The organism is Myxococcus sp. AB025B (assembly GCF_006518215.1).
GTDB classification, from domain to species: Bacteria; Myxococcota; Myxococcia; order Myxococcales; family Myxococcaceae; genus Myxococcus; species Myxococcus fulvus.
The window spans coordinates 1-16,411 of record NZ_SRLW01000097.1; the positions used below are offsets into that span (position 1 = coordinate 1).

At 71.3% G+C, this 16,411-nt stretch carries 13 protein-coding genes; 5 read left to right on the forward strand and 8 right to left on the reverse strand.

Annotation, left to right across the window (positions count from 1 at the left end; genetic code table 11):
• From FL311_RS17980 to FL311_RS18005, 6 genes are all read right to left on the reverse strand, one after another.
• Positions 1-468 (reverse strand): flavoprotein (locus FL311_RS17980; RefSeq protein WP_305036154.1); only part of this gene is annotated, 468 nt, incomplete at its 3' end.
• A gap of 63 nt (positions 469-531) precedes the next feature.
• Positions 532-3,510, reverse strand: coding sequence for a carboxypeptidase regulatory-like domain-containing protein (locus FL311_RS17985; protein ID WP_141326415.1), 2,979 nt, complete (start codon positions 3,508-3,510; stop codon positions 532-534).
• Between the two features lie 143 nt (positions 3,511-3,653).
• A complete protein-coding gene (locus FL311_RS17990) occupies positions 3,654-4,124 on the reverse strand; it encodes a hypothetical protein (protein ID WP_141326417.1) in 471 nt (156 codons plus the stop codon).
• 100 nt (positions 4,125-4,224) lie between these two features.
• Entirely contained in the window at positions 4,225-5,511 is a 1,287-nt protein-coding gene (locus FL311_RS17995; RefSeq protein ID WP_141326419.1) for a Stp1/IreP family PP2C-type Ser/Thr phosphatase, read from the reverse strand.
• Positions 5,512-5,572: 61 nt separating this feature from the next.
• The gene (locus tag FL311_RS18000) at positions 5,573-6,085 is read right to left on the reverse strand and encodes an FHA domain-containing protein (RefSeq protein WP_141326421.1); all 513 of its coding nucleotides are present in this window, start codon (positions 6,083-6,085) and stop codon (positions 5,573-5,575) included.
• Between the two features lie 52 nt (positions 6,086-6,137).
• Positions 6,138-6,749: a hypothetical protein gene (locus FL311_RS18005; RefSeq protein WP_141326423.1), complete on the reverse strand. Its 612-nt coding sequence runs from the start codon at positions 6,747-6,749 to the stop codon at positions 6,138-6,140.
• Between the two features lie 143 nt (positions 6,750-6,892).
• Here FL311_RS18005 and FL311_RS18010 point away from each other — a divergent pair, with 143 nt between their 5' ends.
• Positions 6,893-7,093, forward strand: a complete 201-nt coding sequence (locus FL311_RS18010) for a hypothetical protein (RefSeq protein ID WP_141326425.1) — start codon at positions 6,893-6,895, stop codon at positions 7,091-7,093.
• A gap of 114 nt (positions 7,094-7,207) precedes the next feature.
• Entirely contained in the window at positions 7,208-7,858 is a 651-nt protein-coding gene (locus tag FL311_RS18015; RefSeq protein WP_194869249.1) for a DUF4349 domain-containing protein, read from the forward strand.
• A 7-nt stretch (positions 7,859-7,865) separates the two neighbouring features.
• Here the strand turns inward: FL311_RS18015 and FL311_RS18020 are convergent, their stop codons facing one another.
• A complete protein-coding gene (locus FL311_RS18020; protein ID WP_141326429.1) occupies positions 7,866-9,215 on the reverse strand; it encodes a sigma-54 dependent transcriptional regulator in 1,350 nt (449 codons plus the stop codon).
• Positions 9,212-10,747 carry an ATP-binding protein gene (locus tag FL311_RS18025; RefSeq protein WP_228556930.1) on the reverse strand — a complete coding sequence of 512 codons (1,536 nt, stop codon included), beginning with the start codon at positions 10,745-10,747 and terminating at the stop codon, positions 9,212-9,214. Before FL311_RS18025 ends, FL311_RS18020 begins: the two co-directional genes overlap by 4 nt.
• Before the next feature lie 102 nt (positions 10,748-10,849).
• Between FL311_RS18025 and FL311_RS18030 the strand changes: the two genes are divergently transcribed.
• The 3 genes from FL311_RS18030 to FL311_RS18040 are packed head-to-tail and all read left to right on the forward strand — an operon-like array spanning position 10,850 to position 16,398.
• The gene (locus FL311_RS18030; RefSeq protein WP_141326431.1) at positions 10,850-11,953 is read left to right on the forward strand and encodes an efflux RND transporter periplasmic adaptor subunit; all 1,104 of its coding nucleotides are present in this window, start codon (positions 10,850-10,852) and stop codon (positions 11,951-11,953) included.
• Positions 11,954-11,968: 15 nt separating this feature from the next.
• Positions 11,969-15,139, forward strand: coding sequence for an efflux RND transporter permease subunit (locus FL311_RS18035; RefSeq protein ID WP_141326432.1), 3,171 nt, complete (start codon positions 11,969-11,971; stop codon positions 15,137-15,139).
• Complete coding sequence (locus FL311_RS18040; RefSeq protein WP_141326434.1) at positions 15,136-16,398, forward strand: TolC family protein; 1,263 nt, start codon at positions 15,136-15,138, stop codon at positions 16,396-16,398. The genes FL311_RS18035 and FL311_RS18040 overlap by 4 nt, the downstream gene beginning before the upstream one ends.
• Positions 16,399-16,411 lie beyond the last annotated feature (13 nt).

The window sequence follows — 16,411 nt, forward strand, 5'->3', positions numbered from 1 at the left end:
CCCCGGCCCCACGAAGCTGAAGCGCGCGTGCGCCGCCAGCGCCCCCACGTTCTCCTGCGTCTGCGCGTTGTCCCACATGGCCACGTTCATCGCCGGGGCGAGCACCACCGGCCCACGGAAGGCCAGGAGCGAGGTCGTCACGGCGTCGTTCGCCATGCCCGCGCGCACCCGCGCCAGCAGGTCCGCCGTCGCCGGCGCCACGACGAACGCCTCCGCCCAGCGCGCCAGATCCAGGTGGCCGAAGTTCCCCTCCTGCGAGGGGTCGAAGTAGTCGGTGAGCACCGGATGCCCGCTGAGCGCCTGGAAGGTCAGCGGGGTGACGAACTGCCGAGCGGCCTCCGTCATGGCCACGCGCACCTCGGCGCCCGCGCGCCCCAACTCGCGCACCAGCTCACAGGCCTTGTACGCGGCGATGCCACCGGCCACGCCCACCACGATGCGACGGCCCTTCAACGCGGTCACGTCCATGTGGCTTCCTAATGCGCCCGCATGCCGGCTCGCAACCCGAGCCGCACGAGCAGGCCCGGCGCCTCAACGTCCCAGCGTCACCTCGCCCCTGGAGGGCACGTCCACCACCCGCACCTCGGGGCCTCCCGGGGTCTCCACATGGAACGCCCCCCACACCAGCGTGTAGCGCCCGGGCGGCAGGCCGGTGACGACGACCTGCTCGGAGCGTGGCTGGTAGATGAGGTGCGCCCAGCGTGAGCGCATCAGCTCCTGCGCCGGCGGGTTGCTCGTCACCGGGACGTCCCCGGCCACCACCCACAGCGCCTTGCCGCGCTCGGGCTTGAGCTGCACGGTGAGCGACGCGCTGCCCGGCGCGGGCCCCAGGTCCAGGTGCATCTGCGCGCCACCCACCTGGACCACCAGGGCGGGCTCGCCCGCGAAGTCGCGTCCCGTGCCCAGCATGAAGCGATAGCTGCCGGGCGCCACGTCGACCGAGTAGGCCCCATCCGGCCCGGTGACGATGTTGAGTGGCTCGCCCCGGTCTCCGTTCACCGCCTCGATGCCGATGCCCGCGGCGGGCTGGCCTCCCGGCAGGAACACGCGACCGCTCAACCGCGTCGCCTGCTTCAGCGTCAGCTCCAGCGCGGCGCGGCTCCCACGCTCCACCGCCTGCGTCCCCGTCAGCCGGCCCTTGCGCGCGGACACGGTGTAGCGGGCCACATACGGCGGACTCGCCAGCGTGAAGGTGCCGTCCGGGCCCGACATCACGGACTCGTCGCACACCTCACAGGACACCACGGCGTCCGCCACGGGCCCGCCGCTCGCGTCCCGCACCCTCCCGCTGATGCTCGGCAGCTTCTCCAGCACCAGGTCTCCCAGCTCGGCAGACACCGGACGGTCCACCATCAGCGGCTCGTAGCCGGAGGCATCGACCGCGACGATGACGCGGTCTCCCGCCGTGGGCAGGGGCAGCTCGAAGCGACCGTCGGGGCTGTCCACCTGATGCTCGTCCATGCGGAAGCGTCGCACGGGCGCGCCGTCATTGCCCACCACGCGGCCGCGGAACATGTCGCGCTTCTTGAGCACCACCTTCACCGGAGGACCGCCCGCCTTGCCCTCGGCGCGCTCCGTCTGGTCGTAACCGGAGTGCTTCACCTCCAGCCGGTAGCCCCGCTCGGGCCGCAGCGAGCGGAACTCGAAGTGGCCGCGCGCGTCGCTCACCACGGGCTCCGCGCCGCGAGGCACCACCGACAACGCGGCCCCCGCCACCGGCGCCCCTTGCGTGTCCACCACGTCGCCCGTGAGCGGCGCGCCGGGCTTCAGCTCGGCCTCCAGCTTCAGCGTCTGCCCCTCCGTCACCGTCACCTGCTTGCGCTCGGAAGGCTGGAAGTCCGGATGCGAGGCCACCATCGAGTACGTCCCCTCCGGCATGCCACGCATCGGCACGACACCGTCGGGCCCCGAGGAGCGGTCGCTGCGGAAGATGCCCTCCTGGTCCACCCAGAGCACCACGTCCGCGCCCTCCACGCGCCGGCCTCCCGAGGACACCGTCACCTCCACGGAGGCATGCGGCTCCAGCGGCAGCTCGACGTCCTTCGCGGGCGCCGTCACCTTCACCTGTCCACCGCCCCACTCGGAGTGGTGCGCGTGCAGCTCGTACAGGCCCGGCGTGGGCACCGACGCGGAGAAGTACCCATCCCCATCGGCGAGCACCGTCTCCCCCGTCGGCTGGACCAGCACGGACACGCGCGGCGCGGGACGACCGTACACGTCCATCACCCGTCCGGTGATGAGCGTCGCGCGCTCCAGCTCCAGCTCCAGCGAGGTCTCGCCCTTGCCCACCCGCGCGGGGAGCTGCGCCTCGCGGAAGCCCTCCGCCTTGCCCTCCAGCACGTATTCGCCGACGGCGAGCGGCCCCAGCTCCACCAGCGCGCCCGTGCTCGCGCGCTCCCGGCGGACCACGTCTCCGCGCGCGGTGCGCAAGAGCAGCTCCGGCGACGGCACGGGCTCACCCGCCTCGTCCACCACCGTGACGAGCAGCTTGCCGGCCTCCTCCAGTTCCAGCGTCACCTGCGTGACGCGCGCCTCCAGCGTCAGCGTGCGCGGAATCGAGCCCAGTCCCGGCGCCTCGGCCGTCACCACCAGCTCATCCGGATACAGGCCGGTGAAGCGGACGACCTCGCCCTCCGTGCGCAGGTCGCGCGACAGGTGGTCGCCGCGCACTCGCACCGTCGCGGCCGCGGGCTGGCCCTCGCGGGTCACGCGGACCTCCAGCGTCCTCGACGGTGTCAGCTGCAGGCGCACGGGCTGGGAGCCCGCCTCCACCCGGGACTCGACGGCGGGCAGGTAGCCCTCCGCCATGGCCAGCACGTAGAACGGGCCCTCGCCCAGCCCCTCCAGCGAGAAGGCACCATCCGCTCCGGACCGCGCCTCGAAGGGCAGTGGTACCCGTCGAGACACCGCGTACACGCGCGCCTCGCGCAAGGGCTGCCCGGACTCGTCCACGACCTGGCCCAGGATGGAGCGCAGCGGCGGAAGGAACAGCTCCACCGGGTCACCCGGCGCGGCGCGGTCCCGCAACGCGACACCCAAGCCCGGGGCGCGAGCCCACACGGAGAAAGACACGCCGACCAGGTGCGCGAAGCGGAAGCGCCCCTCGGCGTCCGTCCGCGCCGTGGCCCGGGGACTGAGGAAGCCGCGTTGTTGCTCGAAGAAGGCCAGCGTGTGCAGCGTCGACTCGCGCGCCGGACAGGACAGGAGCGCCTGGTCGCACTCGTCACAGCGCACGTCCACCAGGGTGCGCTCCGCGCTGGCCGAGAGGAACACCTCCGCGTCCGGCACGGGCCTCCCCGAGGCATCCAGGACACTGCCAGTGAGCGCCAGGCCCTCCTGGCTCCCGGAGGTGACCTCCACGGCGGAGAACTCCGGCAGTGGCCTGGACGTCGCGCCCAGGGACGCGGACGCGCGGGAGGCGACAGGCGCTCGCTCCGAGCGAGACCAGAGCCAGGCGGCCCCAGCCACCACGAGGGCGGACAGAACCCCTATGAGAATCCAGTTGCGCATGCGCTCGTCACGAGGACCTTAGCCCGCGGCGGGCCCGGCAACGGCCGATTCCCACCGGAAATTCCGGACCCAGTCCTCTCCCCGACGCTCTCCCCCACTCCACGTCGTCCCCAGCGCAGTGGGGCGACAACGTCACGCAGCCATCACTGCTTCGTGTCGTCCTCGAGTGCGTCCAGGCGCTTCTCCACCCGCTCGAAGCGCTCGTTCGTCGTCTCGGCCAACGAGCCCAACAGCCGGGCCATGCGCCCGACACTCGTCTCCATCCGATGGAAACCGTCCGACACCGTCCGGACGACGCCGACCACGGACTCCATGGTCGTCATCATCAAGCCCATGCTCTCCTGTGTCGCGCCCAGGGACAGCTGCGTCGCGCTCAAGGACACCTGCGTCGCGCGCACAGCCGCCTGCGTCTCGCTCAAGGCCGCCTGCATCGCGCCCATGTTCGCCTGCATCACGGACATGCTCTCGCGCATCTCGCCCATGTTCTTCAGCATGGAGCCCATGCCCGAGGCCAGGATGCGCGTGTGCATCCGCGAGGACTTCATCTCCTCGCGCAGCTCCACCACCTCGCCCATCAACTTCACCATCACGTCCCTGCCCGCCGCCCTCGCCATGCGACCTCCCGTGACATCCTGACGGGACCTTACGCGGCGGGTCTGACGTGAACTGGCGGTGCTCGGGCGACGGGTACGCGTGCTCATGGCGTGGCCTCCCTCACTCCTCGGCGAAGGGCTGGATGGCCTGCGCCACGGCGAGCTCCTGGCGGGCCTCGCTCAGCTCGGAGTTCGTCGCGCGCAGCCGATCACTCAGCACCTGCACGAAGCTCCAGAGCATCTTCACCGCGAGGATGGACTCGCGCTTCATCAGCCCCATCAAATCAGGCCGGGAGATGACCATGGTGCGCGTGGGCTCCGTCGCCCGCACCGTCGCCGAGCGCGGCGCGTTGTCGATGAGCCCCATCTCCCCGAAGTGGCCCCCCGAGCGCAGCTCGGCGATCTCCACCCCGTTCTTCTCGATGGCCACCCGGCCCCGGATGACCACGAACAGCTCCTCGCCCGGCTGCCCCTCCACCACGATTTCACGCCCCGCCGGATACGTGCGCGTGGTCGCGATGGACAGCACCGCCGTCTGCTCCTTGTACGTGAGGTGACGGAACAGCGGAATCTTGCGCAGCGCCTCCATGCGCGACTGCGCCTCGCTCGACTCCTCGCTCGCCAGCGCGGCGCTGTCCCCGGCGATCTTCACCACCACCGCGGTGATGTTGTCCTTGCCGCCCCGCTCGTTCGCGATGTCGATGAGCCGCTTGGGCAAATCCCCCGGCGCCAGCCCCGACACCAGCGGCAACAGCTCCTCGTCCTCGACGTACCCATGCAGGCCGTCCGAGCACAGGACGAACATGTCCCCGGGCACCAGGTCCACGATGAGCGTGTCGACCTGGACGGACTCCTGGATGCCCACCGCGCGCGTAATCACGTTGCGGTACTGCGAGGTGGCCGCCTGCTCCTTGGTGATGGTGCCAGCCTTCAGCTGCGCGGCGACCAGCGTGTGGTCCTCCGTCAGCCGGTGACACTGGCCGTGCCTCACCAGATAGACGCGACTGTCACCCACATGACCGATGACGGCCTTGTTGCCCCCCACCGCGAGGCACACGAACGTCGTCCCCATGCCCCGCTTCGTCGAGTCCGACATCGCCGTGCGGTAGATGTCCGCGCACGCGCGCTGCACGGCCACCTCCACCAGCGCCGCCGCCGCCGAGCGGCTGTCCGCCGTGGGGTTGTTGCCCAGGTCCTTGAGCAGGTGCCGGTTCGCGGTGATGTGCTGCTTGACGACCTCGGTGGCGCGATTGCTGGCGACCTCGCCGGCCGCGTGCCCGCCCATGCCATCGGCGACGACGTACAACCCGAGCGACACGTCCACCAGCATCGCGTCTTCGTTGTGCTGCCGCTTGCGGCCGACGTCGGTCAGTCCGAAGGCTTCTGTGGTCAAGGCCACCGCGAACACTCCCGTGTGTGACTGTAGGCGACTTCGTACGTTACGCAGGCCACTTGAGACGTGGCAAGGCTCAGGGAGCCATCCGTACGGAGAGCATCCGGACAAAACCGCTTGCCGTGTAGAACGCGAGTTCCACCTGTCCAAAGCGCAACCGCGCGCCATCCTCCAGCAGGACGGGCTTGCGCGGGGTGAGCCGGACGCCCCCCATCCACGAGCCGTTCTTGGAGCCGGCGTCCGTCAGCAGGAAGCCCGCCTGGGCCTCGTCCCGGGCGAACCAGGCGTGGAAGCGCGACACGCTGCCGTCATCCAGCACCACGTCGTTGTTGCCCGTGCGCCCCACCGTGATGCCCCGGCCGAAGGCGTTGCTGCGGGCCTTCACCACCGGGAAGACCACCGACTCGCTCGCCCCCAGCGTCGGGGGCCCCGCGTTCGTCACCGTCTTGAGACGGTACTCCTCCTGCTCCACCGGGCTGTCGTCGGCGGGCGAGGGAGAGAAGAGGAGCAGCCCGGGCGGCAGCTGCCGCTCCAGGTCGCCCCGGTTGCGCAGGTACCGCGAGACATGGGCGCTCAGAAGCTCGGGCATAAGGGCGGCGCGGGCAGGGGGAGGTTCCCGCGCACCCCAGTCTACGCGGACTTCAGCGCCAATCCATGAACAACCCGATCATCGGGCCACCCACGAAACCCCGGCCCAGGTAGCGGCGCTTGAGGCCGAAGGGCTCGCCGTAGCCCACCGCGACGCCGGCGGCGACCTTGTCGAACTGGTAGCCAATCTGGATGCGGCCCTCGACGATGCCGGCCACGTTCTTGTCCGGCAGCGGGCCGCCGTCGAACTTGGCGCCATAGAAGACCGGACCGCCCGTCACCTGGAACCCCCAGTGCGCGGCGTTGGGCAGCTGGTTGCGGTAGCCGAAGCCCACCTGCGCGGTGTGCTCGTAGTAGGCGCCCAGGTTGGTCTCGGGCTTGCCCGCCTTGGGCGTGGGCATGCGCGCCCCCCACCCCAGTCCGCCCTCCACCAGGAAGACGAAGGCGTCCTTGCGGTCCTGGAAGAAGGTCAGCTCCCACTGCACCTTCAGCCGGGGCGTCAGCAGCGCATCGTTGTACGAGGTCCCCAGGAAGGCGCCACGCGGGAGCCAGAAGGGCGTGGGCGAGGTGTGCACGCGACGAGGAGCGCTCGTCATCGTCTGCGCCTGCGCCGTGGAGACCAGACCCAGCGTGAAAACCAGCAAAAAGAGGAGCTTGCGGTGCATAGAATCCATCTTTGCGCCACGGAGCGGAGCGCTTGTCAACGAAGTGTTCGTTTGGCTATGACGCGTTCGTTACCTGCGGATGGGCCCGGAGCCAGGTCGTACCTGGAGCCACCTGCCGTGGGGCACAAGGAGCGGGACACCGCATGCCAGTCGTGACAGTCCGGGCCAGCAGCAAGCAGAGCTCGGGTAGGTTCGACACCCTCGTCCGCAAGGCCACGGAGAAAGCCTCCGACCTGCTCGAGCAGAGTGATCGCGTCCTCGTCGTCTACGAGAAGGGTTGCGCCAGCATCTATTACGAGGGCGACGGCGTGCGTCCCCTCCCCGTGGCGCCCCGCGCGTCCTGAAGAGGCGTCCAGGCTCCGGCCCGACTCCGGGCCGTCGAGCTGGAACGTCGAGCCCGGCGGGTGTGTCCTGAGAGGACCGGTTCAACGGACCTCTCCCCTTCACAAGGAACCCGCGTGCGCTCGCTCCTGGTCGTCCTCGCCCTGACCCTCACCGCCTGCTCCACCCACCGAGCCCACGAGCGCGTCGCGTTCGCCGAGGGCCTGGCGGCCGGAGGTGCGCCGGGGACCGCCGTGCCGCTGGAGAGTCGCTCCATCATCCACCGGGCGTCCCTGACGCTGGAGCGGGACGAGCCCGAGTCGGGGCCGGCGCAGGCCGTCCAGCTCGCGAAGACGCATGGGGGTTACGCCGAGCACGTGACGACCCGCTCCGCGGTGGTGCGCATCCCCGCCGAGCGGTTGGACGGCTTCCTGGCCGCGGTGCCCGCGCTGGGCGAGGTGGAGCGCAAGAGCGTCTCCGCCAGCGACGTGACGGACGTGCACCGGGACTTGAAGGTGCGTCTGGCCAACGTGACGCGCATCCGGGAGCGCTACCTGGAGCTGCTCCAGCGCGCCGTCAGCGTCGAGGACACGCTCAAGGTGGAGAAGGAGCTGGAGCGAATCACGGTGGAGTACGAGACGCTCAAGGCGCGCCTGGAGGGGCTCGAGGGAGAGGTCGCCCTGTCCACCGTGAACCTCGACTTCGAGCGCCCCGTGCGCCCCGGGCCCGTGGGCTGGGTGTTCTACGGCCTGGGGAAGGCCGTGAAGTGGCTGTTCGTCTGGGACTGACGAGGCGTCACTCCTCGCCCAGCTTCCGGTAGAGCGTGCGGCGGTTGATGCCGAGGATGCGCGCGGCGGCGGCCTTGTTGCCGTTCTGCGCGTCCACGATGCGCCGCACGTAGGCCCGCTCGACGTCCTCCAGGGGCAGCTCCTCGCCGCTGGCCCGGGTGAACAGCGCCTGCATCCCACCGTTGTCACCCGGCAGGTCGAAGTCCTCGGGCACGAGCGTGTCGTGGTCCGCCAGCGCCACCGCGCGCTCGAGCAGGTTCGCCAGCTCCCGGACGTTGCCCGGCCACGCGTGCGCCACCAGCCTGCGCATCGCCGCCGCGGACACACCGAGCACCTCGCGCGCCTGCGCGCCTCCCAGCCGCCCCAGGAAGAAGTCCACCAGCGGGACGATGTCCTCGCGCCGCTCGCGCAGCGGGGGCACCTCCAGGCGGATGACGTTGAGCCGGTAGTACAGGTCGGGCCGGAACCGCCCGTCGCGCAGCAGCTCCTCGAGCGGCCGGTTCGTCGCGGCCACCACCCGCGCGCGCACCGTCACCTCCGCGCTGGCGCCCAGCGGCCTCACCTTCCCCGTCTCCAGCGCCTGGAGGAGCTTGGCCTGCACCTCCAGCGACAGCTCGCCCACCTCGTCCAGGAACAGCGTCCCCGCGCCCACGGCCACGAAGACCCCCGCGCGGTCCTCACGCGCGTCCGTGAACGCACCACGCCTGGCGCCGAACAGCTCGCTCTCCGCGAGCCCCGGTGGCAGCGCCGCGCAGTTGAGCTGGAGGAAGGGCTCCGCACGCCGGGCACTCGACTCGTGCACCAGCCGCGCGAGCGCGCTCTTGCCCGTGCCCGTCTCCCCCGTGAGCAACACCGTCGAGTCCGTGCGCGCGGCCCGTCGCGCCATCTCCAGCACCTTGCGCATCGCGGGGCTGCGCGCCACCAGTCCCCCCGGCGCGTCCGTGGGCACCGCCGCGCGCAGCCGCACAATCTCCCTGCGCAGCTGACACTCGCGGAACGCGCGGTCGATGGAGAGCACCAGCGCGTCGATGTTGAAGGGCTTCGTCACGAAGTCGCAAGCCCCCGCCTTCACCGCCGCCACCGCGAGCTCGATGCTCCCGAACGCCGTGATGAGCAGCACGAGCTGCCCCGGCCTCCGCGCGAGCACCGCCTCCAGGAACTCCGTCCCCCGCATCCGGGGCATCTCCACGTCGGAGATGACCAGGTCGAAGGCCTCCTCGGCGCAGCGAGACAGGGCCTCCTCGGGGGACGTCATCCCCACCGTCACGTAGCCGCGCTCCGTGAGGCTCTCGCAGAGGAAGTCCACCACCGCCGCGTCGTCATCCAGGACGAGGATCCGCTGCCCACGCGCGCTCATTCTGCCTCCTCCTTCATGTCCTCGTCCTCGGCCGCTGGGAGCTGGACGAGGAACCGGCTGCCCTCGCCCGCGCGGGACGTCACCGAGACGGCGCCTGCGTGGTCCGCGACGATGGACTTCACCACCACGAGCCCCAACCCCGTGCCGCCCAGCTCCGTCCAGGTGCTGAAGAAGGGCTCGAAGATTCGCGCCTGTTGCTCCTCCTCGATGCCCACGCCCGTGTCCTCGACGCACAGGCAGACCCCTCGGCGCTCGGACAGCCCGGGAGCGCTCCGGAAGACGGACGGCGCCAGCGTCACCCGCACGCGACCTCCGCGAGGCGTGGCGCGCAGCGCGTTGGTGAGCAGGTTGAGCGCCACCTGCTGCACGCCGTCCCCATCCGCGAGGACGCGGGGCAGCGGGGCCTCCACCTGGAACTCCAGCGTCACGTCCCGCTTGCGAGCGTCGTGCTCGAGCAGCTCCACCACGGCGCGCACGGGCTGGTGGACATCGAGCACCTCCCGACGCGGAGGCTTGCGGCGCGTGAGGTCCAGGAGCTGTCGCACCGTCCGGGTGATGCGCTCGCACTGCTCCACCAGGATGCCCGCGTTGCGGCGCACGTCGTCGGGCAGCTCCGTCCTCGACGCGAGCGCCTGCGCCCGCCCACCGAGGATGAGCAGCGGCGAGCCAATCTCATGCGCCAGTCCCGCCGACAGCTGTCCGAGCGTGACGAGCTTGTCCACGCGGCGAAGCCCCGCCTCCATCGAGATGCGCGCCTCCGTCTCGACGTTGAGCCGGCCCCGCGCCTCTCCCAGCTCCTTCACCATCGCGTTGAAGGCATGCGCCATCTCGCCCACCTCGTCCTCGCGCTCCACCACCACCGTGGCGGAGAAGTCACCGCCGCGCACCGCGCGCATCGCCCGCACCACGCGCTCCAGCGGACGCTGGAGGTGGAGCCACAAGAGCAGCCACCCCACCACCGAGATGCCCGCGATGAGCGTGAGCACGGACAGCAGCGTCGACCGACGCGTGCGCTCCAAATCCATGCGCAGCCCATCCAGCGGATTGACCACCGCGAGCGCCCCCACCGTCCCGCCCTCGTCGCTGCGCAGCGGCACCACCACGGACAGGTGGGACAGGCCCTGTGGCCCCTCGAAGCGCGACGTCACGCCGTGCGCATCCATCACCCGGAGCGCCTCCGCCTCGACGAGCGGCAACGTGCGCGAACTCCCCAACGAGCGGGCGACCAGCCCCGTCTTCGCATCGAACACGAAGACGTCGACGGTGGGGTCCTTCACCTCCAACGACTCCAGCATCTCCCGCACGTCCGCGCCCTGCCCGTCCCGCAGCGCGTTCTCCATGGCCACCTGGAGCGCCGTGGCCAACAGCCGGGAGGACTCCTCCGTGGCCGTGCGCAGCTCGTGCTCCTCCCGCTGGAGCTGTCGGTACCCGTAGGACCCCAGGATGAGGGCGCTGGTCAGCGTCAGCCAGAGCCCCAGTTTGGTGGCGATGCGCACGCCGCCCACTGTGGCGAAAGTGCACAGGTGATTCAATTCGCCTCGCTCCTACCTGCCCGCTGGGCGAGTTCACTCCCTGTGATTTCAATGAGTTGAGTACGCGACACGCTGGACCAGGACTTGCCCTGGTGCCCAGCCATGAAAAGGACCGTGCTCCTGGGCCTGCTGGCCCTCTCCTCCGCCTGCTCCAGCGCCGCCGCGACCACCGCCACCCCGGAGCGGCCTCCTCCCAAGACGCTGAAGGAGGGGGTGGTGCAGTTGGCCGAGGCCTCCCAGGCCTTCGTCACCGTCACCCCCGTCCAGCCCGATGCCGGCGGGGCGAGGCTCCAGGCGCCCGCGCGCGTGGCGTTCCGGGACGGGGCCGTGTCCCGGCTCGGCGCGCCGCTGGCCGGCCGCGTGGTGGGCGTGCACGTGCGCACCGGCGATGTGGTGAAGCCCGGCGACCCGCTGGTGACGCTCGACTGCCCGGAGGCCGCGGCGGCGCGCACGGCGGTGGCCACGGCGGCGGCGGCGCTGCGCGAGGCGGAGTCCGGCTTCGAGCGTGAGCGGCGCATGTTCGACCAGGGCGTGAGCACGGAGCGCGAGCGGCTGTCCGCGGAGACGCGCCTGGCCGAGGCCCGCGCGGAGCTGGCGCGCGCCCAGGCCTCCGTGGGCTTCGTGGGCGCGGGGAGCGGCACCACTGTCGTCCTGCGCGCGCCGCTGGCCGGCACGGTGCTCGCGCGCACCGCGACGGAAGGTGTCTCCGTGCAGCCCGGAGGCGAGCCGCTGGTGGAGGTGGGCGACGCCTCCGCGCTCTGGGTGGTGGCGGAGGTGTTCGAGCGGGATTTGCCGCAGGTGCGCGAGGGCACGCGGGCGAGCGTCACCCTGCCCTCGCTGCACGAGCCGCTCACGGGCCAGGTCGTCTCGGTGGGCGCGGTGGTCACCAGCGGCTCGCGCACGGCGCCGGTGCGCATCGCGCTGGACAGCCCGTCCAAGGGGCTGCGCCCGGGGATGTTCGGCCGCGCGCGCATCGACGCGGCCGAGGCCAGCCTGACGCTCCCGGTGGAGGCGGTGCTGCTGCGCAACGGGAAGGACTCCGTGGTGTACGTGCGGCAGGACGCTCGCACCTTCGTGCGCCGGCCCGTCGTCGTCGCCACGCCCGTGGATGGGCGCGTCCAGGTCATCGCGGGGCTGTCCGCGGGTGAGCCTGTCGTCACCCGGGGCGCGCTGCTGCTCGACGGCGCCGCGGACCAGCTGCTCTAGCGGAGACCGCTCCCCATGTTGCGACGACTCATCGAATTCTGCGTCCGCAGCCGCCTGCCCGTGTTGCTGCTGACCCTGGGCATCGGCCTGTTCGGCGTGAAGGCCTACCTGGACACGCCCGTCGAGGCGTTCCCCGACGTCACCAACCTCCAGGTCAACGTCATCGCGCAGATGCCGGGGCTCGCCCCCGAGGAGATCGAGCGCCAGGTGACGGTGCCGCTGGAGCGCGTGCTCAACGGCACCCCGGGCATGCTCCAGATGCGCAGCGAGAGCCTCTTCGGGCTGTCGCTCATCTTCCTCACCTTCGACGACGGCGTGGACCCGTTCAAGGCACGCACCATCGTCGGTGAGCGCCTGTCCAACGCGGACCTCGCCGACGCGGCCGACGTGCGGCTCGCGCCGGAGGCCACGCCCCTGGGCAAGGTGTACCAGTTCCGCGTCCTGAGCGACCGGCACACGCTCACCGAGACACGCTCGGAGATGGAGTGGAGCATCGCGCGGCACCTGCGCCAGGTGCCCGGCGTCGCGGACGTGCTCAGCCTGGGCGGCTTCCTCAAGGAGTTCCACGTCCAGGTGGACCCGTCGCGGCTGCTCGCGCACGAGCTGACGCTGGCGGACGTCACCGAGGCCCTGGAGCGCTCCAACCGCAACGTGGGCGGAGGCTTCCTGCGTCGGGGCGACCAGGAGCTGCTCATCCGCGGCGTGGGCTACCTCAAGGGTGCCAAGGACGTGCAGGACATCGTGCTCAAGAGCGAGGACGGCACGCCGGTGACGGTGGGCGACGTCGCGCGCGTGGTGGCCTCCCACACGCCGCGCCGGGGCACGGTGAGCCACGACCTGGACATGGACGTCACCGAGGGTGTCGTCCTGCTGCGCCGGGGTGAGAACCCGAGCACGGTGCTGGAGGGCGTGCACGCCAAGGTGAAGGAGCTCAACGAGCAGGTGCTGCCCAAGGGCATGCGCATCGAGCCGTTCTATGACCGCAACGTGCTCGTGGGCCAGACGCTGTCCACGGTGCACCACAACCTGCTGCACGGCGCGCTGCTGGTGGTCGCGGTGGCGTGGCTGTTTTTGCGCAGCATGCGCTGCTCGCTCATCGTCGCGTCCGTCATCCCGCTGGCGCTGCTCACGGCCTTCATCGGCCTGCGCATGGTGGGGCTGCCCGCGAACCTCATCTCCATGGGCGCCATCGACTTCGGCATCCTCGTGGACGGCGCGGTGGTGCTGGTGGAGAACGTGCTGCACGAAGCGGGCGTGAAGCGGCCCCGGAAGCGGCGCGAGATGCTGGGCCTCATCATCCACTCGGCGCTCGACGTGGCCCGGCCCACCTTCTTCGCCATGGCCATCATCATCGCGGCCCTCATCCCCGTCTTCACCCTGGAGCGCGTGGAGGGCCGCATCTTCCGGCCTCTCTCCCTGACGTACAGCTTCGCGCTCGTGGGGGCGCTCGTCTTCGCGCTCACGGTGGTGCCCGCGTTGTGCGCCCTGCTCTTGAGGCCCAAGGACGCCGAGGTGAAGGAGCCCCGGCTGCTCGTCACCCTGCGCGAGTCCTATGCGCGCGCGGTGACCTGGCTGATGCCGCGTCGCACGCTGGTGTTCGGTTCCATGGCGGCGCTGGTGGTGCTCACAGGCGTCGTGGGCTCGCGCGTGGGCAGCGAGTTCCTGCCCGAGCTGGACGAGGGCGACATCAACGTCTTCGTGGAGATGCCCGCGAGCATCTCCCTGGCCAAGGGCGCGGACATCCTCCTGGAGGTGCGCAAGCGCCTCCTGGACTTCCCCGAGGTGAAGGAGGTGCTCGTCGAGCAGGGGCGCCCGGAGGACGGCACCGACAACGAGGCCGTCAACATGGGGAAGACGTTCGTGCGCTTCACGCCGTCGGAGACGTGGCGGGACGGCTGGGACAAGGAGCGGCTGGTGCGCGAGATGCGCGCGTCGCTGCTGGAGATTCCGGGCGTGAGCTTCAACTTCTCGCAGCCCATCAAGGACAGCGTGGAGGAGGCCATCAGCGGCGTGCGCGGGAAGGTGGTGCTCAAGGTCTTCGGCACGGACCTGGAGGCCATGCGAGGCACGCTGGAGCGCGCCGTCACCGCGCTGCAGGGCGTGGAGGGCGTGGTCGACCTGGGGCTCTATCGCGACTCGAGCGTGCCGCAGCTCCAGGTGGTGCTGGACCGGCAGGCGCTCGCCCGCGCGGGCGTGGACGTGTCCACGGCGCAGGACCTGGTCGAGACGGCGCTGGGCGGCAAGGTGGTGACGGAGCTGTGGGAGCAGGAGCGGCCCGTGCCCGTGCGCGTGCTGTTGCCCGGCACCGAGAAGGAGGACGAGTCGCGCATCGGCGACATCCTCGTGCCCACCGCGGCCGGCGGCCATGTCCCGCTGCGCGAGGTGGCGCGGCTGGAGAAGGCGCTGGGCCGCGCGAGCATCAACCGCGAGGCGAACAGCCGCACGCTGGCGCTGAAGTTCAACGTGGAGGGACGTGACATGGGCTCCACGATTCAGGAGGCCATGGCCACGGTGGAGCGCGAGGTGACGATTCCCGAGGGCATGTTCCTCAAGTGGGGTGGCGAGTTCGAGAACCAGGAGCGCGCGCTCGGGCGACTGGCGGTCATCGTGCCGCTGTCGTTCCTGGTGGTGTTCGCGCTCTTGTACGCGGCGCTGGGCTCCCTGCGCAGCGCGGGCGCGGTGCTCGCGGGCGCGCCGTTCGCCATGTGCGGCGGCGTGCTGGCGCTGGCGCTCACGGGGATTCCGCTGTCGGTCAGCGCGGCGGTGGGGTTCATCACCCTGCTGGGCCAGGTGTGCCTCGCGTCGCTGCTGGTGGTGAGCGCGGTGGATGACCGGCGCAAGCTGGGCGAGGCGCTGGAGACAGCCCTCCCGCGCGGCGCGGCGAGCCGGTTCCGCGCGGTGTTGATGACGGCGCTGCTCGCGATGCTGGGGTTGATGCCGGCGGCGCTCTCCAGCGGCGCGGGGAGCGAGACGCAGCGCCCGTTCGCCATCGTCATCATCGGTGGACTGGTGACGGCGGTGCTGGTGTCGCTGTTCGCGCTGCCCGCGTTCTACTCGGTCATCGTGGGGAACCGCGGCCCCCACGCCGCCTCCGAGGAGGAAGAAGAGGCGGAGGACCCGGGCTTGACGCACGTGGTGCCGGGCTCCGGCCATGAAGCAGGCAAGCCGGAGGGGGTGGCGGCATGAAGCGCCTCGTGTCGATGTGGGGATTGTGCTGGGCGCTGACCTCGGTGGGGGCCCGCGCGGAGGAGTCCGCCGCCGTGCCACCCGAGGTCATCACCCTGCCCCAGGCCCTGGAGCTGTTGTCCAAGGACAGTCCGTGGATGGCGGCGGAGAAGGCCCGCGTGGACGTGGCGCAGACCGAGCGCATCGCCGCGGGCCTCCTGCCCAACCCGTCGTTCAACTACGGCGGGCAGCGGCTGCTGCACGGGGCCAACACGGGCTCGTCGATGTCGCACCAGTTCACGGTGGAGCAGCCGCTGTTGCTCTTCGGGCAGCGTGGCGTCCGGCGGGAGCTCGCCGAGCGGAGCGTGGCGGCGGAGAAGGCCCGGGTGACGGCGTCGCTCGCGGAGCGGGAGCTGGCGGTTCGCGAGGCCTTCGCGGCCCTGCTCTCCAGCCAGGAGGCGCTGCGGCTGCTGGAGGAGACCTCCGTGGACCTGGGGCGCGTGGAGAAGGTGGTGAAGGGTCGCGCCGCCGCGGGTGATTCCAGCCGGTATGACGTGGAGCGCATCGAGGTGGAGGGACGCACGCTGGAGGTCGAGGTCCTCAACGCGAGGGCCAGCGTCGACGACGCCGCGGGCCGGCTGGCGGCGCTCCTCGGTCGACCGGGCTGGAGCCCGCGGGCCGCGGGGACGCTGGGGGCCACGGGCGCCCTTCCGGAGCTGAGCCGACTGTGGGAGGCGAGCGCGCGGCACCGCCCGTCGCTGGTGGCGGCGAGGCAGCGGCAATCCGTGGCGCAGGGCGGGCTCGCGGTGGCGAAGAGGGAGCGGATGCCGGTGCCCTCGCTCGAGGCGGGCGCGGTGGTGACGCGGCGGGAGGACAGCACGATTGGTTATCTGGGGCTGTCGCTGCCGATGCCGCTGTTCGACCGGAACCAGGGCGCCATCGCTCGCGCCTCGGCGGAGGTGGACGCGGAGACCCGGGCGCTGGACGCGGAGGTCGCCGAGGCCCGGGCGGAGCTCACCTGCGCGCACGCGGTGCTGGCGGGCCGGCATCGCGCCCTGGCCACGCTGGAACGGGACGTGGTGGAGCGCCTGCCCACGCTGCGGCGCATGGCGGAGGACGCCTACCGGGAGGGACGCGGGAGCATCCTGGAGCTGCTCGACGCGTTCCGCTCGCTGAAGGACCTGCGGCTGCAGCACCTGGAGCAACGAGAGGCCGTGCAGCAGGCGGAGGCGGCCGTGCTCTTCGCCTCGGGGCTGGAGACGCTGCCCCAGACGCCCTGAGAGGAACCGTGCC